The following is a 21,900-nucleotide window of genomic DNA, read 5'->3' as shown; positions in this document are numbered from 1 at the left end:
AGAAGATATGGGATTACGATATTTAGTATTAGAAAATGGTTCAGTTTACCCGGGTGAAGGTTTTGGTTCACCAAAAACAGTACACGGTGAAATTGTTTTTAGTACCGGGATGACCGGTTACCAAGAAACAATGACAGATGCCAGTTATCTTGGTCAAATGATTACGTTTACTTACCCAATGATTGGGAATTATGGGATTAACAAGGATGATTTTGAAAGCTTAACACCAACGGCTGATGCGATTATTACTCACGAAATTGCTCGCCGTCCAAGTAACTTCCGTTCACAAATGAGCCTAGCTGAATTTGCTGAGAAAAAAGATTTACCAGGGATTACAGGAATCGATACCCGTGCTTTGACAAAAGAAATTCGTGATTCAGGTGCGATGGAGGCCGTGATTGTTGATTCACTAGATGAAGCAGTAGTGAAAGCTGCTTTTGCAATGGAACTTGCTTCAACACAAGTGGCAGATGTGTCAACTAAAACGATTTATCAAGCGCCAACTGATGGTATTGGGATTGCTGTGATTGACTTTGGGATTAAAAATTCAATCTTACGCGCCCTTGCTAAGCGTGGCGTAAACGTAACAGTTTTCCCAGCCACAGTCGATGCTGAAACTGTGTTAGCAGCTAACCCAGATGGAATCTTACTTTCAAACGGTCCTGGAGATCCTAAAGATGCGGCGTACGCGCTTCCAATGATCCAAGCCTTACAAGCTCAATTACCTTTAATGGGAATTTGCTTAGGCCACCAATTGTTCTCATTAGCTAATGGCGCAACGACTTATAAAATGAAATTTGGTCACCGTGGCTTTAACCACGCGGTTCGTGACTTACGTAAAGACCACGCTGATTTTACATCACAAAACCACGGTTACGCCGTTGATGCCGATTCACTTGTCGGTACTGATTTAGAAGTAACGCACGTTGAAGTAAATGACAAAACGGTTGAAGGGGTTCGTTTGAAGAGCCGCCCAGCCTTCTCAGTCCAATTCCACCCAGATGCAGCGCCTGGTCCACACGATGCTGAATACATCTTTGACGATTTTATTACTATGATTAAAGAAGCCAACAAGGGAGATAAATAATGCCAAAACGTACTGACATCAAGAAAATTTTAGTTATCGGTTCTGGTCCAATTGTGATTGGTCAAGCCGCTGAGTTTGATTACTCAGGTGCGCAAGCATGTATCTCACTTAAAGAAGAAGGTTACGAAGTTATTCTAATTAACTCTAACCCTGCAACAATTATGACCGACGTTGAAATTGCTGATAAGGTGTTCATCGAACCAATTACGTTAGACTTCGTTTCAAAAATTATTCGTCAAGAATTGCCAGAAGCCATCTTACCAACGCTTGGTGGTCAAACTGGTTTGAACATGGCCAAGCAATTATCTGAATCAGGTATTTTAGACGAATTTAACGTTGAATTACTTGGTACGAAGCTTGAAGCTATCGAAGAAGCCGAAGACCGTGAAGAATTTAAAATGTTGATGGAACGTTTGAACGAACCTGTTCCTGAATCAACAATTGCGGTGACAACTCAAGAAGCACTTGATTTTGCCAATGAAATTGGTTACCCAGTGGTTGTTCGCCCAGCCTACACATTAGGTGGTTTCGGGGGTGGATTTGCCAACAACGAAAAAGAATTAGCTGAAACAGCTGCCAATGGTTTGGAATTATCACCAGTTACCCAAGTGTTGATTGAAAAATCAATTGCGGGTTATAAAGAAATTGAATTTGAAGTTATGCGTGATGCCGTTGATAATGCGTTAATCGTAGCATCAATGGAAAACTTTGATCCCGTTGGGGTCCACACTGGGGACTCAATTGTTGTGTCACCAGTCCAAACACTTTCTGACCGTGAATACCAAATGATGCGGGATGTGGCCTTAAAGATTATTCGGGCCTTGAAGATTGAAGGTGGGGTTAACATCCAAATGGCGTTAGATCCCCTCAGCATGCAATACTACATTATTGAAGTTAACCCACGGGTTTCACGTTCATCAGCCTTAGCTTCTAAAGCAACTGGTTACCCAATTGCTAAGATGGCGGCTAAAATTGCCGTTGGTTTAAACTTAGATGAAATCATTAACCCGGTTACGGGAACAACATTAGCTGAATTTGAACCAGCCCTTGATTATGTGGTTGCTAAGATTCCACGTTGGCCATTTGATAAGTTTACAGCTGCTGATCGTTCACTTGGTACCCAAATGAAGGCGACCGGGGAAGTTATGGCGATTGGTCGTAACATGGAAGAAGCGTTACTTAAAGCCGTACGTTCACTTGAAATTGGTGTTATCCACGGTAACGAATTAAAATACGCTGATCTTTCTGACCAAGAACTTAAAGATGCACTTGTACCAGCCCGTGACGATCGTTTGTTCATGCTCTTTGAACTTATTCGTCGGGGGGTAACGATTGAAGAAATTCACGATATCACTAAAATTGATATTTGGTTCTTAGATAAGTTACTTCACATCGTTGAAATCGAAGCTCTTTTAGTTAACGACCAATCAATTGCGGCCTTAACTTTAGCTAAAAAGAACGGTTTCAGTGATGAAGCCATCGCTGGTTTCTGGAACAAAACAGCGAGTGAAGTGCGGGCCCTTCGTAAGGCTGAAAACGTGCAACCAGTCTACAAGATGGTTGATACGGTGGCTGCTGAATTCAAGTCAAAAACACCATACTACTACGGTACTTACGAACAACAAAATGATGTGATTGTTAATGACAAACCATCAGTCCTTGTCCTTGGTTCAGGTCCAATCCGGATCGGTCAAGGGGTGGAATTTGACTATGCCACGGTACACTCAGTACGGGCAATTCAAGAAGCTGGTTATGAAGCCATCATCATGAATTCAAACCCTGAAACAGTGTCAACCGACTTCTCAATTTCAGATAAGCTTTACTTTGAACCTTTGACGATTGAAGATGTCTTGAATGTGATTGATTTGGAACAACCAATTGGGGTTGTGGTTCAATTTGGTGGTCAAACCGCGATTAACTTAGCCAAGCCATTAGTTGAAAACGGCGTTAAAGTTTTAGGTACCAGTGTTGAAGCGCTTGACCGTGCGGAAGACCGGGAATTATTTGACCAAGTTATTAAAAAGCTAGCTTTACCACAACCAGTTGGTGCGACGGCAACAACGGTTGAACAAGCCGTTGAAGTGGCCCAAAAGATTGGTTACCCAGTGTTAGTTCGGCCTTCATACGTGCTTGGTGGTCGGGCCATGGAAATTGTCGCTTCAGATGATGATTTACGTGATTACATGCAACGAGCTGTGCAAGTATCTAATGAACACCCGGTCTTGATTGACTCATACTTGGTTGGTTCAGAAGCTGAAGTTGATGTTATCAGTGATGGTGAAACTGTGGTTATTCCTGGAATCTTAGAACACATTGAACGGGCTGGGGTGCACTCAGGGGACTCAATGGGGGTTTACCCACCACAAACAATGTCAGCCAACGTTAAAGATCAAATTATCAAAGCTTCAATTGCTTTAGCGAAAGAATTACAAACATTTGGATTGATGAACATTCAGTTTGTTATCCATGATGATGTTGCCTACGTTATCGAAGTAAACCCACGAGCATCACGGACAGTACCATTTATGTCTAAGGTTACGAAGATTCCAATGGCCCAAATTGCTTCTAAGATTATGTTAGGAACTAAATTGGCTGATCTTGGTTTTGAAACGGGCTTGTACAAAGAAAGTGTGGGTGTGCACGTTAAAGCCCCAATCTTTAGTTTCAATAAATTACCAATGGTTGATAGTACTTTAGGACCTGAAATGAAATCAACTGGAGAAGTTATGGGTTCTGATGTTACCTTCCCTAAAGCTTTATATAAAGCCTTCTTGGCAGCTAATGTTTCAGTGCCAAAACATGGTAATATTATGTTTACAGTTGCCGATGCGGACAAACCAGAAGCCATGGGCTTAGCAAAACGCTTCCGTGCGCTTGGTTTCCAAATCTACGCAACTCAAAATACTGCTAACGTCTTTGAAGATGGTGGTGTTAAAACTCATGTGATGGGTAAATTGGCCGAATCAGACAACAACGCTGTTTCAGCTTTAAAAGATCGCAAACTCCAAATTGTTGTAAACACAATGGATAACAGCCGTCGGACAACTAATGACGGGGCTGAAATTCGTGAAGCAGCGATTGAAAATGCGGTTCCATTATTTACTTCACTTGACACAGTTGCTGCCTTCCTAGATGTGTTAGAAGATCAAGCTTTGAGTTTGATGGCCCTTTAAGAAATAAGTTAAACGAGGAATATATTCATGAAACCGGTTATTGTAGCCCTAGATTTTGATAATAAAGCCGCCGCCTTTGCATGCGTCGAACAATTAGCCAACTACGAAAATGTTTTCGTCAAAGTTGGGATGGAAATGTTTTACGCCTATGGCCCTGAATTCGTGAAGGAATTAAAGCAACTTAATGTGAAGATTTTCCTCGATGTGAAGATGTATGACATTCCTAATACGGTTGAACACGCTGCTTTCCAAATTGGGAAGTTAGGCGTTGATATTGTGACGGTTCACGCCGCTGGTGGACCCGCGATGATTGAAGCTGCTAAACGTGGTTTACAAGCCGGTGCTGCTGAAATTGGTAAAGCAACGCCGATGTTACTTGCGATTACGCAATTAACCTCATTTTCTGAAGCAGATGTGCAATACACACAAGGTATTAGCATGTCATTGCAAGATTCTGTGATTCATTTAGCACGGCTTGCGGCTACTTCCGGGGCTGATGGTGTGGTTGCTTCTGCCTTTGAAGCCCAACTTATTCATGATAATGTAACGCCTGAGTTTAAAGTTATTACCCCAGGAATTCGCTTAGCCGGGGATGACGCGTCTGATCAAAAACGTGTGGTAACACCAAAACGCGCCGCTGAATTTAGTAGTGATGGGATTGTGGTTGGTCGTTCAATCACCCAAGCCCACGACATGCGCCAAGCCTACCAACAAGTATTAACAGAATTTGAGGAGAAGTAAGATGAGCAACGTTGATTTAAATGCAATTGCCACTGAGATTTCAGCTGGTTTATTAGAAATTGGTGCCGTTAAGTTACAACCAAACGATCCATTCACTTGGGCTTCCGGTATTAAGAGCCCAATTTACACGGATAACCGCCAAACAATTGGTTACCCTAAAGTGCGGTCAATTATCGCCCAAGGGTTGGCAACGTTGATTAAAAACAAATTCCCGGATGTTGAAGTTATTGGGGGTGTGGCAACGGCTGGAATTCCTCACGCCGCTTTAGTGGCTGATATTCTTGATTTACCAATGATCTATGTGCGGGCCCAACCGAAGGATCACGGTGCGAAAAAACAACTTGAAGGTTACGATGTGACTGATAAAAAAGTGGTTTTGATTGATGATTTAATTTCAACGGGTGGTTCTGTACTTGGAGCAGCCAAGGCAGTGACCGCTGAAGGTGGGAACATGCTTGGGGTGGCCGCCATCTTTACTTACGAATTACCAAAAGCGGATGAAAATTTTGCCGCACAAGGTTTAGAATACTTTGCAGTAACTAACTACTCAAACTTAATTCACACGGCAGCCAATGAAGCTTACGTTTCACACGATGATGTTGAAATGTTAACTAACTGGCGTAATGAATTAGCAAAATAATAAAAAAATTGGGAGATTTAATGATGGCAATTGATTTTAAAACAACGATGGCAAGTGTAGAATTTCCAAGTATTTTCTTGAATGCGTCTGGGGTTAACTGTATGACAGTTGCTGAAATGGACGAAATGATTAACGCAGCATGTACTGGTGGGGTTGTCACTAAGAGTGCCACACCACAACAACGCGAGGGCAATCCGCAACCACGTTACTACCAGTTAGAACACGGTTCAATTAACTCAATGGGCTTACCAAATGCTGGGTTCCCATACTACTTGGACTATGTGACTAAGGAACATGCTAAGCCTACGATTTTATCAGTTGCCGGATTACAAATGTCTGACAATATTGAATTACTCCACAAAATCCAAGCTAGTGAATACACTGGTTTAACGGAACTTAACTTGTCATGTCCAAATGTGATTGGTAAGCCGCAAGTTGCGTATGATTTTGAAGAAACGGATGCACTTTTAGCCGAAATTTTCAGCTTTTACACCAAGCCATTAGGGGTTAAATTACCACCATACTTTGATTTGGTGCACTTTGATCAAATGGCGGCCATCTTAAACAAATACCCATTAACGCACATTAACACCGTTAATTCAGTGGGAAATGGTTTATGGATTGATATTGATACTGAAAAAGTTGTTATCAAGCCTAAACAAGGTTTCGGTGGTCTTGGTGGAGCGATGATTTTGCCAACTGCTTTGGCCAATGTCCGTGCGTTCCGCCAACGATTAAACCCAAGTATCAAAATTATTGGTACTGGTGGGGTAACTAGTGGGAAGGACGTCTTCATGCACTTATTGTGTGGAGCTGACATGGTTAGTGTTGGGACGGCTTTATTACATGAAGGGGTTGGCATTTTCCAACGTTTAACTGATGAATTAGCTGCAATTATGGCGGAAAAAGGTTACACTTCAATCGAAGACTTCCGTGGTAAAGTACAAGATTTCTAAATTAAAAAACGAGTTTGGCTAAGCCAAACTCGTTTTTTGCATTTGTGAACTTTAAAGTTTAAAAATTAAAAAAGCGTGATATCACGGGGGGATTTAGATATATCGTGTCCTAAATATCTGTTATAATTTAGTAAATGTGGCGTTTAAAAGCCTCAATATTTTCCTGAAAGAAAGGTAAGAACGCATGCAATGTCCAAATTGTCATTTTAACGATTCACGAGTTGTCGACAGTCGTCCCGCTGATGACGGCCGGGCGATTCGACGTCGGCGTGAATGTCCAAATTGTGGGACCCGGTTTACGACGTTTGAACGCCTCGAAATGACCCGTTTATTTGTTATAAAAAATGATGGTACCCGTGAAGAATTTAACGGTGACAAGCTGTTACGGGGGTTAATTCGGGCGGCTGAAAAACGACCAATCAAAAGCGATCAGTTAATGGAAGTGGTTGGCCAAGTCGAAAAAGATTTACGTAAACTTGGAGAAAGTGAAGTCACTAGCCAAATTATTGGTGAATATGCACTTAAATATTTGAAAGATATTGATAAAGTAGCGTACATTCGCTTTTCAAGTGTGTATAAACACTTTGATAGTATTGAAGTGTTTTTACACGAATTACATGATATCATTGACGAAAATTAATGATTTAAGGAGTATCGATGACTGATTTAAACCACCAACTCAATCCGATGAGTGGCTTTATCCTATCTGAAGGAGCTAAGTTGACCGACTATGATCAGTCAATTATTACGGCACTTTATCAACCAATTATTGGTCCAGATGCCATGGTATTATTAAATACCTTCTGGAATTTAATCGAGGAACAACCACGAATTTCGGAGCGAATTTTACATACGACATTAATGAATATTGTGAATTTAGCCCCCCAAGCCATTGTAGCGGCACGTGGACGCTTAGAAGCGGTCAATTTAATGCAAACTTGGCATAATACCGATACGCTTGGTGAATACTATGTGTATGAATTACACGCCCCGTTACAACCACAACAATTTTTTACGGACGAACTAATGAGTGTTTTATTATTGAGTGCGGTTGAAAGTAGTTACTACCAAAAGTTACAACAACGTTTTCAATTACGCCAATTAGTCCAGATTGATGGCGATAATATTTCACAAAAAATTACCGATGTCTTTAATGTGAGTTCTGAAGCGTTTCAAAAGGTCGCAAGCCTAACACCGACGCCGACCCAACGCCAAGTTACGGCCAAAATCGCATATGATGAAATTGGGGCTAATAATAGTGCAACGTTTGATTTTGAATTAATTGTGGATAGTTTACAAAATACCGGCATTAACCGCCAAACGTTGGAATTAAAACGCAATATGTTATTTGCACTCCATCAAACCGTCGGGATTAATGAATTAGAATTAAGCAAATATATTCGGAAAACGATGACGTTTGATACCTTTGAAATTAATGATGACTTACTTAAACAACAAGTCATTGATGCGTATCGTCCACGTCCTAAACAAGCCAAAGAGGCTACCAAAATAGCGGCGACACCAACGACTGCTAAGGTTGACGAAAACGAATTAGCGACGTTGCCAGTGGCGGTTCAAACCGTGTTACGAAACGCTCAGGAATTAAATCCCCGCGAATTTTTACAAAGTGTTAAAGAAGAAAAAAATGGTTTTCCAACGGCCAATGAAGTTAAAACAATTACAGATGTTATCGAAGCGAACGTTTTACCACTAGAAGTTGTAAATATCTTAATTTTTTATGTATTAATTACTTTAGGTCGTGACAATATTAACCGGGCATATTTTAATAGTATTGCTAATACTTTAAGTCAAAATCATGTTGCTGATGCGTTAAATGCATTAAAATTTTTAGGTAAATTCCAACGTGAACAACAAAATAAAGTGACGAAAAAATATGCGACCGGCCGTTCTAGTAAAAAAGTTGAAACTAAGCCGACGTATGCTACAACGCCCGCACCAACCGTAACTGCCAATGAATTAGCAGCTACGCAGGCTAGCCTGGAGCGCCTTAAGCAGAGTCGAATTCAACACGATAAAGCGCACGGAGGTCAAGCATAATGGAAGATTTAGGGGCCAAATTACGGGCATACTTGGATAACCATCAAGAATATGGAGCGGTGGTACAAGCCGCGTTACAAGAGTCATTTAATAATCCGGAAGTCCAAGCTTTTTTAGCAGCCCAAACTGTTGAGTTACCGCATGATTTTTTTGAAAAATCAGCGGCGAAAATTTTTGAATTTGTTAAACAAAAAAATAATTTAGCACAAGGTAAACCAACCATTGCACCGGGGTACGTACCAGAACTACGCTTGGAACAAGGTTATGCGACGGTCGTTTATCGTCCAACCCAACAAGCAATAATGGCCGATAAATTGCGCAAACGTCAAGCGCGTATTCGGGCCATTAATATGCCAAAGACCATTCGAGAAGCTAGTTTTGACTCATTGGATTTAGACGCCAGTCGTCAGCCAATTGTGGGCCAATTAGTCGCTTGGTTGGAAGCATACTTAGCACACCCAAATGATTATCATCAAGGGATGTATCTATATGGTAATTATGGGATTGGGAAGACCTATTTAATGGGCGCATTGGCTAATGAATTGGCAGATCACGGAATTGCTGTGACAATGGTCCATTTTCCAACGTTTGCTGTTGAAATGCGTAATTCAATTGCCAATAAAGAAATTAATACGCTTGATCAAATTCAAACGATTAAAGAGAGTCCCGTTTTGATTATTGACGATATTGGGGCTGAGTCAATGAGTTCATGGATTCGCGATGATATTCTGGGGGTTATTTTGGAATACCGCATGCAAAATGAATTAGCAACTTTCTTCACTTCAAATTTTGATTTAAAGCAATTAGAACATGAACACCTAGCTGAAACGAAACAAGCGGTTGAACCGGTTAAGGCTGAACGCCTAATGCAGCGCGTGCGGTTCTTAGCCAAAGAAGTTTTTATGAATGGTCATAATCGCCGGCTAGGGGTTTAAATATTTTAATACTGACGAAATGAAAAGTGGTGGGTAATCCATCACTTTTCTGTGTTTGGTAAGGAGATTGTATGTTCAAACAAAATTTAATCAAATATCTGCGGCCTAAATCGTTCCGCCAAATATTGATGTACCTTATTATTGCTTTAATGGGAATCGGGGTATTTTTAACCCGATATGATGCACCGTTATATTCACAACATATTGTCGGTGTAGTTGAATCAACGACCCAGCAAAGTAAACAAAAGACGACTGATCAATTTAATAACGTTGATTACTCGATTACCCAAATTTTAAAAATTAAAATTTTAAATGGGGCGCGCCACGGACAAACGGTTCGGGTGCAAAACAATTATTTTAAAAGTGGTGGTTTGAATCAGGCTTATCGGCCCGGACAACAATTATTTTTAAATCATGAAGCGGGGAATGATATAAGTATTATTGGTCAAAAGCGGGATACCTTAGTTGCTTTGATGGCATGGATTACGATTAGCCTACTTTTGATATTAATGCGGTTACCAGGGTTATTAACGTTAATCAGTGTCTTGGTCAATGTTGGCTTACTCTATATTGCCATTAAGTTGGATTTGAATATTACTAATATTAATGTTGTTTTATTGTTTAGTGGTATTGGGATTTTGATGTCATTTGTCACCTTAAGTCTAGCCCTTGGTTGGAATAAAAAGATGGCCATCACGCTGGGAGCAACTTTAATTAGTAGTGTCGCGGCACTAATTATTGCCAACATTGTTATGAGTTTAACCCATCAACGGGGTCTTGAATTTGAGTTGATGGACTACATTACCCAGTTGCCACAGCCAATTTTCTTAGCAGAGGCCTTCTTAGCCGCCTTAGGAGCAATTATGGATGCTTCAACCGATATCGTAGCAACGCAATTTGAAGTTCAAGAAGCCCACCCGGAAATTTCCCGGCGTAAGTTATTCAATGCGGGCTTAGGTGTTGGGCGTTCAATTATGGGGGCGCTAACGAGTGTCCTATTTTTGATTTTCATATCAGAAACATTTGCTATGAGTTTGTTGTATTTACGGAATGGTAATACATGGGGTTACACGATTGAAATTAATATGGTGTTAGGGATGGTTCAAACCATTATCGCGGGGATCGGGATTGTCTTAGCCGTCCCAATTGCGAGTGGCTTAGCGGCATTTTTTGCTCATGATAAGGAGGTTGTCAAATGAGTACAATGACAGCTTTATTTATTATTCTAGCGCTCTTGCTATTAATCGTTGGTGGTAAAATGGGTATCCAAGCAATTGTTAGTTTAGTCTTTAATTTCTTTTGGCTATTTTTGACAATTACCTTAATTGCTTGGGGCTTTTCACCACTAATTGTCGTGACGATTACGGGAATTATTATTTTAGCCATGACGATTTTCTTGAGTGATGACAATGATCAAGTAACCCGGGTCGCCTTTGCAACTGGGGTGGTGATTATGTTAATTTTGATTGCCATTATTGTACCAGTTGAGCACTATGCATCAGTCCAAGGGTTTGCAAATGAGGATTCCGATGCGTTAGAAGGCTTGTCGTTAAATATTGGGGTTAATTTCTTACAAATTACAATGGTCACAACGATTCTTAGTACGCTTGGGGCGATTGCCGAAGCAGCCATGGCCGTTGCCGCTGGCATGCAAGAATTAATTAGTGACAATCCAGATATTCCGACGAGTAAGTTATTTGGTCATGGGATGCATATCGGACAACAAATTATTTCAACGGCTATTAATACGTTATTTTTTGGCTTTATGGGGAGTTTCCTAGGCTTGAGTATTTGGTTTATTCGTTTGAATTATGGCTTTGCCGATATGATTAATGCTAAGATATTTGTTTCCGAATTTTTATTGTTAATTTTTTCAATGATTGCCGTTATTTTAGCGGTACCATGTACGGCTTGGTTTATGAAACTTGATTTACAACGCCAAGCGCGTTCTGATGTTAATAATTAATGTAATTATTAGTAATTTAAAAAAATATATGATAAAGTAAAGAGATATTGAACACGCACAGGCGGGGTTTAATGGCTCTTTTTATTTGCCTAAAAGGTACCAATTAAGCTGTAAGAAATTTTTAATCTTCAATTAATTTTCTTACAATAAAATCTAATATCGTAATAGAAGTATGGTATTATTAAAGCATATTGATTAATTTAGAAAAGGATGTGTCGTTAGAATGAAATTTAAAAAAGCGGTTTTAGGAGTTGCAGCTGTTGCAACTGCCATGTTACTTGCTGCTTGTGGTGATAAGACTATTGCTACAATCAATGGGGGCCAAAAAATCACTGAAAGTGAATACTACTCAAGTTTGAAATCAACTGCTTCAGGTAAGCAAGTGCTTTCAACAATGATTATTAACAACGCTTTGGATGCTCAATTTGGTAAGAAAGTGTCAGCTAAGGATGTTAACGCTGAATTTAACACTTACAAGAAACAATATGGTAGCCAATTCTCTCAACAATTGGCAGCTTCTGGTTTAACTGCGGCTTCATTGAAGGAAAATATCCGGACCCAAAAATTATTGAACTTTGCGATGCAACAATACTCACCAGTATCAAAGAGCCAACTTGAAAAGCAATTCAAAGCTTACCAACCAAAAGTTACGGTTCGTTACATCTTATTGAAGAACAATGATGATGGTAAGAAACAAGCTGCCCAAGTTATTAGCGATTTGAACAATGCTAAGGGTGACAAGCAAGACGAATTTATTAAATTAGCTAAGAAGTTCTCAACAGATCCATCAACTGCTAATAACGGTGGTTTATACACACCATTTGATAACACTGATACAAATACCGACCCAGCTTTTAAGGCTGCCGCTTTTAAGCTTAAGAAGGGTGAATACACTAAGGAAGCAGTCTTCTCAAAACAATTCGGTTACTTTGTTATCTACATGAAGAGTGATAACGACAAGCCATCAACAATTACGCCTGCTATCAAAAAGATTTTGGAAAAACAACTTACAACTGCTAACTTAAACGACCAAACTAAGGTTTCAGCAGTTATTAAGAAGGTTATTCAAAAAGCTGATCCACAAATCAAAGACAACGATTTAAAGGATGTTTTACAAGCTTACTTGAACCCAAATTCAGCAGCCGCCCAACAACAAAATCCAGCTAATCCAGCCGGTAACTAAATAAGGGGTTGTGACATAACTCTTTTCAAGTACTAAATTGCTACCAAAACGCGCTCCAGAAGTCCGATATATTCGAAATACGACAAAATCCTCTACGAAGAATTTCTTCATAGAGGATTTTTAGTGTATTTCTCGATATCGCCCGACTTCTGTCACAGCTCTATTTGGCTATTTATTTGGTTGGTACTTATCAAGTTCGGCTTGAATATGCTCCAAACGTTGTTGAATCCGTTCCAATCTTGGTTGGGTTTTGAATTCAAATTTAGCAACTGATCGTTCCAAGTCAGCTTGTAATGCTTCGAGTTGGGGTAAAGTTGCTTGTAATTGTTCACTCGATGCTTTAAGGCTTGAGATTGCTTGCTTAAGTTGACTAACTTGAGCAATTAGTTGTTGAAAGTTTGATTTAATTTGGTTCAATAGGTGACGCCAACGATTAGTTAATTGAGCAAACATCATCAAGACCTCCTTTAGTTAGTTAAGTGATTTGCGATGGCTTTTTGGACATCCGCATATTGTTCAGGACTGTATAAAGCGGAGTTATCAGCAAACTTAATACTCATATCATCATCGGAGCTATAACGTGGAATTAAGTGGATGTGTGAGTGGAATACGGATTGATAAGCCACTTGGCCATTATTATTAATAATATTTAGCCCTTTGATATCACTGTTAATCGCTCTAATAGCCCGGGCTAATTCTGGTAATTTAGCAAAAACCTTGGTTGCCAAATCAGCATCATATTCAAAAATATCGGCTACGTGTTTTTTAGGAATTAACAATGTGTGGCCCGGTGTAACTTGAGTAATATCAAGGAATGCGAGGACATCGTCATCTTCATAGACTTTGTAGCTAGGAATGTCGCCATTTATAATTTTGCAAAAAATACAATCTTCCATTAAAGAGCTCCTTTAAATAAATTATTTATTAACCTAATTTTAGCCCATTTATAAAATTAAGGTAATACTTTTAGTGAATTAATTCTAACATAACTTCGATAATTGAGTATGGTATACTGATTTGATAGGATTATTATTGAGAAAATTAACTTAAAATTTATTTTAAAACGAGAGGCAAGTTACGGTAATGACATTAACAATTAATCATTTAGTTGGTGGATATTCACAAGTTCCAGTCATTAAAGATGTGAACTTTGAAGTCGCAGATCAAGAGTTGGTTGCCTTGATTGGTCTAAATGGGGCTGGTAAGTCAACCACGATTAATCATATCATTGGTTTATTAACGCCCCAACATGGGGATGTTACCATTGATGGGACATCCTTAATGGCCAACCCAGCACTTTATAAGCAAAAAATTGCCTATGTGCCCGAACAACCAGTCTTATATGATGAATTAACACTCAAAGAACATTTAGAATTAACCATTATGGCATATCAGTTGGATGATGCGGCCGCATGGAATCGTGCGAATAAGTTATTGAAAATTTTTCGCTTAGATAATAAATTGGCCTGGTTTCCAGCTAATTTTTCAAAAGGGATGAAGCAAAAGGTCATGTTAGTGAATGCGTTTATGACGAATGCGGATGTCTTTATTATTGATGAACCATTTATTGGGTTAGATCCGTTAGCCGTCCATGATTTATTAGGCTTAATTGCTGAAGTTAAAGCCCGTGGAGCGGCGGTATTAATGTCAACGCACGTGCTAGACACCGCCGAAAAGATTGCTGACCGCTTTGTTTTGTTACATAACGGTGAAGTGCGTGCAGATGGCACACTTGATTACTTGCGGCAACAATTCCCCGAAGCGGGTGAATCATTAAATGATATCTATTTGACACTTGCGAAAGAGGTCTAAAGATGGATAAATTATTTCAACAACGGCGTCAAAAGCATATGCAACGCATGTTTCGCTATTTACGGCTCGTTTTTAATGATCAGTTTACGATTGCCTTTGTTTTCTTAATTGGGGGCTTAGGTTATTGGTATGCTGGCTTCTTACAAACGCTTCAATATGCGTGGTGGGAAAAATTTATCGCAATGTTTTTAATGATTGGGCTATTACAGTTTGGTAACTTAGCAACATTGTTAAAACCAGCCGATAAAGTGTTTTTATTACCCCAAGAAATTAATATGGAACGGTATTTAAAAGCCGCGTTACGCCATAGTTTGTGGTTAAGCTTATTAGTCCAAATTGTGGGGGTAATTTGTTTATTACCATTTATTGAGGTGGCCTTCCAAGCTAACTTTATTGAAACATTATGGTTAATTCCAACGTTTATCGTCTTTAAAATTTTGATTTTGTATGATCAAATGCAAAGCTACTACAGCCATCATAATTTATTATGGTTACGCGTGGCCTTACCATTATTAACCTTTGCGCTCTTTGGGGTTCGACTTGATATGGCGTGGGCTTTTATTTTTGTTTTGATTGCGGCCGCGGCCCGCTTTGGTATTCGGGATAAATTTTGGCAAGGTATTTTTGATTGGAATGAAGCAATTGCCATTGAAAACGGCCGCCAATTAAACATGCTACGGTTCTTTAATTTATTTACTGATGTGCCGCAAGTTGGTGGGCAAACGAAGCGCCGGCGGTGGTTGAATTTCTGGTTTGACCGCCTACCCAAAAATCCGCAACATGTGTATACTAATTTATACTGGCGCGGCTTATTGCGGAGTAGTGAATATTTTGGTTTAATTGTTCGCTTAACAGCAATTGGGGCATTAATTGCGTATTTTGTGCATAATCAAATTGTCACGCCATTGATTTTAGTGTTAATTCTGTACTTAATCGGAATTCAGTTGTTGCCACTTTACCATAAATATGATGAAATAGTATTTACGCACTTGTATCCGGTGGATCCACAAATTCGCCAAAATAACTTTAAATACGTTATGACTAAGGTATTAAGTGTGATTGGTATTATCTTACTTCTAGCTAATTTAGTCGGTAGTGCTCCATGGTCAACCTTCTTTATTAGTTTAGGAATTATTATTGTTGAAATTGTGTTGTTTAGCTATTGGTTAGTGCCAAAGCGAATTGCACGTAAAGAATTAATGAAATAGAAATTGAGGAACTCAGATGCGTTTACGTCGAAAACCTTGGGCAGTGAAATGGCTTGCTGACCAAGCTGATTTAGTAATTACACAAGCTAAGGCAGAAACTTTAAAAAACAACTGGCAAAGTATTTTCCCAAAAGAACAACCAATTATGATTGAAGTTGGAACTGGGAAAGGCCAATTTATTATTGGAATGGCCAAAAAATTCCCTGAAATTAACTTTATCGGGATGGAAATTCAAGAAGGTGCGGTTGCCGTTGCGGGCCGTAAAGCCTTTGAAGATGCCGATGAATTACCTAACTTACGCTTTGTGTATGGTGATGGAGCTGGGGTTGACACCTACTTTGCTAAGGGTGAAGTTGCCAAAGTTTACTTGAACTTTTCTGATCCATGGCCTAAGTCAGGGCACGAAAAGCGTCGGTTAACTTACAAAGCGTTCTTACAAAGTTACGAAAACATTTTACCGGCAAATGGTGAAGTTGAATTCAAGACGGATAATCGCGGTTTGTTTGAATACTCATTAGGTAGTTTTGCAAACTACGGCATGACGTTTGATAAAGTATGGCTTGATATGCACAACGAAGATCCAGCTAACTTGGCACAAAACGTTGAAACTGAATACGAACAAAAATTTAAAGTGAAAGGCCCAATTTACAAGTACTTGGGTCACTTTACAACGAAGTAAATTATTAATTTTAAAAAGGTAGATTCTCGGATAGAATCTACCTTTTTTGCGTATGTAAATGCTTAATTATGATAAAATTGGACTAATAGTTTTAAAGCTGTAAGGCTGGTTGGAGAAATTTAAGATGATAAATAATGATGAGTACTTAAAAATAACCAAACAATTAGATAAAGGTTGGCGCGTAATTGATGAAAATCGCGTGCCATTTTTACGGGAAGTCTTAAATTGGCTTGGTAACCCGGACCAAAAGTATAAAATAATTCATATTGCTGGGACCAATGGTAAAGGGTCAACCAGTGAAATGCTGAATCAAATTTTGCAAGCAAGTGGCTATCGGGTTGGTAAATTTGCGAGTCCAGGGCTATATACTCATCGTGAGCAAGTCATGGTTAATAGTACTTACATTACTCAAGATGAATTTGTGACCGAATTTAAACAGATTCTGGCGATGCTTAAAACTCATGATTTAGACATGCAAGCTTTATCGTTTTTTGAATGGTGGGTCATTATCGCACTAAATTATTTTGCCAAGCAACAACTGGATTTAGCGATTGTTGAAGTGGGGGTTGGTGGTGATTTGGATGCCACGAATGCCATTACGACGTCGATGATAAATATTTTTACTAAAATCACCTATGATCATCAAAACATTTTAGGTGATGATTTAGTTTCAATCGCCGAAGCTAAGTGTGGTATTTTACGACCAGGGGCGCAAGTAATTAGTTACAGTGGCCAACAAGCAGAAGTCCAAGCGGTAATTAAAAAGCGAAGTGCCGCCATTGGAGCATCTTTATATGCAGGACCGCGGCCACTAATCATCCCAGTTAAAACAACGCCAGCGGGTACAAATGTTAAGATTAATGATGAATTGGATGTTTTCTTGATCTTGAGTGGACAATTCCAATTACTTAATTTAAATACCGTTTTACAAGCTGTTAATGTGTTACGCCAATTAGATTATAATGTTCCAACTGCGGCAATTAAAAACGGCCTAGCACAAGCAAAATTACCAGGCCGGATGGAATATGATGCTAAGAATAATATTATTCGGGATGCTGCACATAATCCAGATGGGATGGATGCGTTAGTTGCATCGCTTAAAGCTTTGCGGTTACCATTTAAACCCACGGTCGTTTTAGGGATATTACGGGACAAAAATTATATGACGATGCTTGAAACATTGTTACCGCATGTCGCACGCATAATAGCGATTACGCCGGCTAATCCGACCCGTTCATTAACGGCTGACGAATTAGCAGCCCAAATTTTAGAGATGGATGATAATGTGGAAGTCTCAATTGCAGATGATCCAACGGCAGCGATTACCGTGGCACGGCAAGTGCGGGAATCTAGTGATGCAATGATTGTTATTACGGGTTCGTTTTATACGTTACGAGCGGTTAAAGGAATTAATTTTTAGGAATAAGGAAAGAAGAGAAAGCATATGGCCATTAGTTGGCAAGATAGTATTGATATTTTAACGAAACACGATTTATTAGTGAGTGCGACTCCAAGTGCTCCGGTCGAATTTACGGCGATTGCGTATGACTCACGTAAAGTGACGGCTAATACCTTATTTTTTGTAAAGGGGAATTTCAAACCCGAATTTTTGACAAGTGCGATTGCCAAAGGGGCCCAAGCCTATGTTGCGGAAGCCAGTCATCCTGAAGCTGGGGCCACGTCAGCCCTAATTGTTAAAGACGTTCAAAAAGCAATGGCATTATTGAGTGCCGCTTTTTATGGCTATCCACAAAATGATTTGTTCATTATTGCCTATACTGGTACCAAAGGTAAAACAACGGCCGCGTACTTCACCCACGAAATTTTACAAAATAGTACTAATGGTAAAACAGCGTTGTTTTCAACCATTGATCGCATTTTAGGCCCTAATGAACAATTTAAATCTGATTTATCAACGCCGGAATCACTAGATTTATTTCATGATATGCGCCGCGTCGTTGATAATGGAATGACCCACTTAGTGATGGAAGTGTCATCTCAAGCTTACAAAAAAAGTCGGGTGTACGGTCTCCGGTATAATGTCGGGATTTTCTTAAATATCTCACCAGATCACATTGGTCCATTAGAACACCCAACTTTTGAAGATTATTTAGCCCACAAATTGATGCTACTTGATAATAGTGAGCAAGTAATTGTTAATGCTGAAAGCGATCATTTTACCGAAATTTACACTCATGCTCAAGCTAAGCACACGGCTGATGATATTTTTGTTTATGGCCATGCAGGGTGTCCCTTAGTTGCCGGTGCCCAACTTGACCTTAGCTTTACTGGCCAAGCTGATTTGACGCAAAGTGCGTTGATGATTACGGCTGTCAGCGATAAGGTCAAACAATTAGATGTGGCAGGAACTTATAATTTAAACGTGCCCGGTGATTATAATGAAAGTAATGCCGCTAGTGTCTTAATTGCTGCTGGTTTAGCGCAGGCTGATCACGCCAGTATGGTAACGGGATTAAACGAAGTTACCGTCCCTGGTCGGATGGAATCATTTGCTACCAAAGCCCATGGCATGGTATACGTCGATTATGCGCACAATTATATTTCAGTAAAAGCCTTGTTAAATTTCTTGCACCAGCAACATCCGGTAGGCAAAGTGATTGTCGTCTTAGGTGCGCCAGGGAACAAAGGGGAATCACGCCGGGCTGGTTTTGGTCAAGCCGTTAGTGAGGAAAAAGCTGATATTGTTTGGTTAACCGCTGATGATCCACAATATGAAGATCCACGTGCGATTGCTGCTGAAATTGCCGCGGCCACTGATGAAAGTGTTGTGGAATTACACTATGAAATGGATCGACCAACGGCGATTAAAGCGGCCCTATTAATGAGTACTCCAACGGATGTGGTCGCAATTGTTGGTAAGGGCTTAGATCCATACCAAAAATTAAATGGCGTTGACACACCATATCGTGGTGATATGCAAGTGGCCAAAGATGTCATTGCAGAAATTGAAGCTGGCCTATAAATTATCCTTGCGTAATTAAAATAAACGTGTTTTAATTAAAGCATAAATTAATGATCAAGATACCTTCGTTAGGGAATTCTATTATCAGAGAACGCAAAGCATGGCTGGAACTTTGCGAATAGAGGACTAATGTTGACTACTTGTGAAATGGCATAGCCAACTATGTTCGGGTTGTTTCCGTTATAAAACAGCTGAGGCTTTAGGCATGATGACTAAAGCGAATTTAGGTGGTACCACGTTTGTATATAACGTCCTTCATGACATAATTAATTATGTCGTGGGGGACTTTTTTTATTAAATAAATTTGAGGAGTAAGTCAATGTCAGAAATTAAAATCACATTTCCAGATGGTTCAGTAAAACCATTTGAAAGTGGTATCTCAACACTTGAAATTGCTAAAAGCATTTCAACTTCATTAGCTAAGAAGTCAATTGCAGGTAAGTTTGAAGGTAAGTTTGTTGGTTTAAACGATGCTTTAGCCACTGATGGTGCTTTGGAAATCATTACAAAGGACTCAGAAGAATCATTAGAAATTCTTCGTCACTCAGCTGCGCACTTATTAGCGCAAGCTATCAAGCGCTTGCACCCTGATACACACTTTGGTGTGGGTCCAGCAATTGCGAACGGTTTTTACTACGATACTGATCGTCCAGCCGGCCAAATTTCAGTTGATGAATTCCCAGCAATTGAAGCGGAAATGAAAAAAATTGTTAAAGAAGACTTACCAATCGAAGGTCGTGAAATTTCACGTGCTGACGCGTTGGAATTATTCAAAAACGATCCATACAAGGTTGAATTAATTAACGATTTACCTGAAGATGAAAAAATTACGGTTTACTCACAAGGTGAATTTACTGATCTTTGCCGTGGCGGCCACGTGGCTTCAACTGGTTTGATCAAGCACTTTAAGCTTACTTCAGTGGCCGGTGCTTACTGGCGTGGTAAGTCATCAAACCCAATGATGCAACGGGTTTACGGAACAGCCTTATGGAAAGAAGCTGACGTTGAAGCTGAACTTGCCCGTCGTGAAGAAGCTAAAGAACGTGACCACCGTAAGATTGGTAAAGATTTAGACTTGTTCTTTACTTCACCAGAAGTTGGGGCTGGGTTACCAGTTTGGATGCCAAATGGGGCTACAATCCGTCGGACGTTGGAACGTTACATTGTTGATAAGGAATTACAACACGGTTACGAACACGTTTACACACCAATCATGTCTAACTTGAACTTGTACAAGCAATCAGGCCACTGGGACCACTACCATGATGACATGTTCCCACCAATGGATATGGGTGATGGTGAATTCCTTGAATTACGGCCAATGAACTGTCCTTCACACATCCAAGTGTACAACCACCACGTACACTCATACCGTGAATTGCCAATTCGGATTGCTGAAATTGGGATGATGCACCGTTACGAAAAATCAGGTGCCTTGACTGGTTTATCACGTGTGCGTGAAATGTCATTAAATGATGGTCACACGTTTGTGATGCTTGAACAAGTTGAAGAAGAATTCAAATCAATCTTGAAGTTGATGGTTGAAGTATATGCGGACTTTAACATTACTGACTACCGTTTCCGGCTTTCATACCGTGATCCTGAAAATACTGAAAAGTACTTTGATGATGACAACATGTGGATTAAGAGCCAAAAGATGTTGAAAACAGCCATGGACGACATGGGTCTTGAATATTTTGAAGCTGAAGGTGAAGCAGCCTTTTACGGTCCAAAACTTGATGTTCAAATCAAGACAGCCCTTGGTGGTGAAGAAACGCTTTCAACAATTCAATTAGACTTCTTGTTACCAGAACGTTTTGATTTAACTTACGTTGGTGAAGATGGTCAAAACACTCACCGTCCCGTAATGATTCACCGTGGTTTAATTTCAACTATGGAACGGTTCACGGCTTACTTGACTGAATTGTACAAGGGGGCTTTCCCAACTTGGTTAGCACCTAAGCAAGTGGTTATTATTCCAGTTAACCAAGAAGCTCACGGAGCTTACGCTGATGAAATTATGCGTAAGTTACAAGTAATGAACGTCCGGGCAACGGTTGATACTCGTAACGAAAAGATGGGTTACTTGATTCGGGATGCCCAAACAAGTAAAGTACCATACACAATCGTAGTTGGGGATCAAGAAAAAGAAAACGGCACAGTTACAGTTCGTCGTTACGGAGAAGAAAAGACTACGCCAATGGCCGCTGGTGAATTCTACGATGTTATCTTGAGTGATATTGCTAATTACTCACGTGAAACTAAGTAATTAATTAGGCACATCATCTTTAGCCAATGTGAACCTTAAAATTAAATAGTTTAGCGGACGTATGCTAATGGTACGTCAAAAAAGGATGCGCACATGCGCATGAACTGACCCCCATAAATTGGAGTGATGTTTTAAGCGATTAATTGGATGGCATGATTCTGGAATTCAACCGGACTCATGCCATCCAATTTTTCTTTAATTCGTTTGTTA

General features: G+C 39.8%; 19 protein-coding genes. 17 read left to right on the top strand and 2 right to left on the bottom strand.

Annotated features, from left to right (window positions below; genetic code table 11):
* The first annotated feature begins 7 nt into the window (after positions 1-7).
* The 11 genes from LQZ76_RS04665 to LQZ76_RS04615 all read left to right on the top strand — a co-directional run bounded on the left by LQZ76_RS04665 (position 8) and on the right by LQZ76_RS04615 (position 12,739).
* Positions 8-1,087, top strand: coding sequence for a carbamoyl phosphate synthase small subunit (locus tag LQZ76_RS04665; RefSeq protein WP_230098606.1), 1,080 nt, complete (start codon positions 8-10; stop codon positions 1,085-1,087).
* On the top strand, positions 1,087-4,260 hold the full coding sequence (gene carB / locus LQZ76_RS04660) for a carbamoyl-phosphate synthase large subunit (protein WP_230098605.1): 3,174 nt from the start codon (positions 1,087-1,089) through the stop codon (positions 4,258-4,260). The genes LQZ76_RS04665 and carB overlap by 1 nt, the downstream gene beginning before the upstream one ends.
* A gap of 27 nt (positions 4,261-4,287) precedes the next feature.
* Positions 4,288-5,001 carry an orotidine-5'-phosphate decarboxylase gene (pyrF, locus tag LQZ76_RS04655; protein WP_230098604.1) on the top strand — a complete coding sequence of 238 codons (714 nt, stop codon included), beginning with the start codon at positions 4,288-4,290 and terminating at the stop codon, positions 4,999-5,001.
* Position 5,002: 1 nt separating this feature from the next.
* Positions 5,003-5,641: an orotate phosphoribosyltransferase gene (gene pyrE, locus LQZ76_RS04650; protein ID WP_284706019.1), complete on the top strand. Its 639-nt coding sequence runs from the start codon at positions 5,003-5,005 to the stop codon at positions 5,639-5,641.
* Between the two features lie 20 nt (positions 5,642-5,661).
* Positions 5,662-6,597, top strand: coding sequence for a dihydroorotate oxidase (locus LQZ76_RS04645; protein WP_230098603.1), 936 nt, complete (start codon positions 5,662-5,664; stop codon positions 6,595-6,597).
* A gap of 184 nt (positions 6,598-6,781) precedes the next feature.
* Positions 6,782-7,237 carry a transcriptional regulator NrdR gene (gene nrdR, locus LQZ76_RS04640; RefSeq protein ID WP_230098602.1) on the top strand — a complete coding sequence of 152 codons (456 nt, stop codon included), beginning with the start codon at positions 6,782-6,784 and terminating at the stop codon, positions 7,235-7,237.
* A gap of 17 nt (positions 7,238-7,254) precedes the next feature.
* On the top strand, positions 7,255-8,655 hold the full coding sequence (locus LQZ76_RS04635) for a DnaD domain protein (RefSeq protein WP_230098601.1): 1,401 nt from the start codon (positions 7,255-7,257) through the stop codon (positions 8,653-8,655).
* On the top strand, positions 8,655-9,590 hold the full coding sequence (dnaI, locus tag LQZ76_RS04630; RefSeq protein ID WP_230098600.1) for a primosomal protein DnaI: 936 nt from the start codon (positions 8,655-8,657) through the stop codon (positions 9,588-9,590). Before LQZ76_RS04635 ends, dnaI begins: the two co-directional genes overlap by 1 nt.
* Before the next feature lie 71 nt (positions 9,591-9,661).
* Complete coding sequence (locus LQZ76_RS04625; protein ID WP_230098599.1) at positions 9,662-10,789, top strand: YibE/F family protein; 1,128 nt, start codon at positions 9,662-9,664, stop codon at positions 10,787-10,789.
* Positions 10,786-11,556, top strand: coding sequence for a YibE/F family protein (locus LQZ76_RS04620; RefSeq protein ID WP_230098598.1), 771 nt, complete (start codon positions 10,786-10,788; stop codon positions 11,554-11,556). The genes LQZ76_RS04625 and LQZ76_RS04620 overlap by 4 nt, the downstream gene beginning before the upstream one ends.
* Before the next feature lie 223 nt (positions 11,557-11,779).
* Entirely contained in the window at positions 11,780-12,739 is a 960-nt protein-coding gene (locus tag LQZ76_RS04615; RefSeq protein WP_230098597.1) for a peptidylprolyl isomerase, read from the top strand.
* Between the two features lie 168 nt (positions 12,740-12,907).
* Here the strand turns inward: LQZ76_RS04615 and LQZ76_RS04610 are convergent, their stop codons facing one another.
* Together LQZ76_RS04610 and LQZ76_RS04605 are read right to left on the bottom strand one after the other, a co-directional pair.
* Positions 12,908-13,195 (bottom strand): hypothetical protein, encoded by a 288-nt coding sequence (locus tag LQZ76_RS04610; RefSeq protein ID WP_230098596.1) that lies wholly within the window; start codon positions 13,193-13,195, stop codon positions 12,908-12,910.
* Between the two features lie 11 nt (positions 13,196-13,206).
* On the bottom strand, positions 13,207-13,635 hold the full coding sequence (locus tag LQZ76_RS04605) for an HIT family protein (protein ID WP_230098595.1): 429 nt from the start codon (positions 13,633-13,635) through the stop codon (positions 13,207-13,209).
* A 187-nt stretch (positions 13,636-13,822) separates the two neighbouring features.
* Between LQZ76_RS04605 and LQZ76_RS04600 the strand changes: the two genes are divergently transcribed.
* The 6 genes from LQZ76_RS04600 (at position 13,823) to thrS (ending at position 21,690) form a co-directional block, all read left to right on the top strand.
* Complete coding sequence (locus LQZ76_RS04600; protein ID WP_230098594.1) at positions 13,823-14,551, top strand: ABC transporter ATP-binding protein; 729 nt, start codon at positions 13,823-13,825, stop codon at positions 14,549-14,551.
* Between the two features lie 2 nt (positions 14,552-14,553).
* On the top strand, positions 14,554-15,759 hold the full coding sequence (locus LQZ76_RS04595) for an ABC transporter permease (RefSeq protein WP_230098593.1): 1,206 nt from the start codon (positions 14,554-14,556) through the stop codon (positions 15,757-15,759).
* A 16-nt stretch (positions 15,760-15,775) separates the two neighbouring features.
* Positions 15,776-16,438, top strand: a complete 663-nt coding sequence (gene trmB, locus LQZ76_RS04590; RefSeq protein WP_230098592.1) for a tRNA (guanosine(46)-N7)-methyltransferase TrmB — start codon at positions 15,776-15,778, stop codon at positions 16,436-16,438.
* 124 nt (positions 16,439-16,562) lie between these two features.
* Positions 16,563-17,858 (top strand): bifunctional folylpolyglutamate synthase/dihydrofolate synthase, encoded by a 1,296-nt coding sequence (locus LQZ76_RS04585; RefSeq protein ID WP_230098591.1) that lies wholly within the window; start codon positions 16,563-16,565, stop codon positions 17,856-17,858.
* A gap of 24 nt (positions 17,859-17,882) precedes the next feature.
* Positions 17,883-19,421: a UDP-N-acetylmuramoyl-L-alanyl-D-glutamate--2,6-diaminopimelate ligase gene (locus LQZ76_RS04580; protein WP_230098590.1), complete on the top strand. Its 1,539-nt coding sequence runs from the start codon at positions 17,883-17,885 to the stop codon at positions 19,419-19,421.
* Positions 19,422-19,740: 319 nt separating this feature from the next.
* The gene (gene thrS / locus LQZ76_RS04575; protein ID WP_230098589.1) at positions 19,741-21,690 is read left to right on the top strand and encodes a threonine--tRNA ligase; all 1,950 of its coding nucleotides are present in this window, start codon (positions 19,741-19,743) and stop codon (positions 21,688-21,690) included.
* Positions 21,691-21,900: the final 210 nt, after the last annotated feature.

Origin of the sequence: Periweissella ghanensis, assembly GCF_918814755.1 — a bacterium.
In the GTDB taxonomy this organism is placed as follows: Bacteria; Bacillota; Bacilli; order Lactobacillales; family Lactobacillaceae; genus Periweissella; species Periweissella ghanensis.
This window is presented reverse-complemented; position numbering and strand designations above follow the sequence as displayed.

Bases quoted from the DNA above. Each gene is read 5' to 3' on its own strand.
- LQZ76_RS04610 (WP_230098596.1), bottom strand. From the start codon at position 13,195: ATGATGTTTGCTCAATTAACTAATCGTTGGCGTCACCTATTGAACCAA.
- LQZ76_RS04605 (WP_230098595.1), bottom strand. From the start codon at position 13,635: ATGGAAGATTGTATTTTTTGCAAAATTATAAATGGCGACATTCCTAGC.
- LQZ76_RS04615 (WP_230098597.1), top strand. From the start codon at position 11,780: ATGAAATTTAAAAAAGCGGTTTTAGGAGTTGCAGCTGTTGCAACTGCC.
- LQZ76_RS04595 (WP_230098593.1), top strand. From the start codon at position 14,554: ATGGATAAATTATTTCAACAACGGCGTCAAAAGCATATGCAACGCATG.
- LQZ76_RS04620 (WP_230098598.1), top strand. From the start codon at position 10,786: ATGAGTACAATGACAGCTTTATTTATTATTCTAGCGCTCTTGCTATTA.
- LQZ76_RS04635 (WP_230098601.1), top strand. From the start codon at position 7,255: ATGACTGATTTAAACCACCAACTCAATCCGATGAGTGGCTTTATCCTA.
- pyrE (WP_284706019.1), top strand. From the start codon at position 5,003: ATGAGCAACGTTGATTTAAATGCAATTGCCACTGAGATTTCAGCTGGT.
- carB (WP_230098605.1), top strand. From the start codon at position 1,087: ATGCCAAAACGTACTGACATCAAGAAAATTTTAGTTATCGGTTCTGGT.
- LQZ76_RS04665 (WP_230098606.1), top strand. From the start codon at position 8: ATGGGATTACGATATTTAGTATTAGAAAATGGTTCAGTTTACCCGGGT.
- LQZ76_RS04580 (WP_230098590.1), top strand. From the start codon at position 17,883: ATGGCCATTAGTTGGCAAGATAGTATTGATATTTTAACGAAACACGAT.
- LQZ76_RS04585 (WP_230098591.1), top strand. From the start codon at position 16,563: ATGATAAATAATGATGAGTACTTAAAAATAACCAAACAATTAGATAAA.
- LQZ76_RS04600 (WP_230098594.1), top strand. From the start codon at position 13,823: ATGACATTAACAATTAATCATTTAGTTGGTGGATATTCACAAGTTCCA.
- dnaI (WP_230098600.1), top strand. From the start codon at position 8,655: ATGGAAGATTTAGGGGCCAAATTACGGGCATACTTGGATAACCATCAA.
- thrS (WP_230098589.1), top strand. From the start codon at position 19,741: ATGTCAGAAATTAAAATCACATTTCCAGATGGTTCAGTAAAACCATTT.
- nrdR (WP_230098602.1), top strand. From the start codon at position 6,782: ATGCAATGTCCAAATTGTCATTTTAACGATTCACGAGTTGTCGACAGT.
- trmB (WP_230098592.1), top strand. From the start codon at position 15,776: ATGCGTTTACGTCGAAAACCTTGGGCAGTGAAATGGCTTGCTGACCAA.
- LQZ76_RS04625 (WP_230098599.1), top strand. From the start codon at position 9,662: ATGTTCAAACAAAATTTAATCAAATATCTGCGGCCTAAATCGTTCCGC.
- LQZ76_RS04645 (WP_230098603.1), top strand. From the start codon at position 5,662: ATGATGGCAATTGATTTTAAAACAACGATGGCAAGTGTAGAATTTCCA.
- pyrF (WP_230098604.1), top strand. From the start codon at position 4,288: ATGAAACCGGTTATTGTAGCCCTAGATTTTGATAATAAAGCCGCCGCC.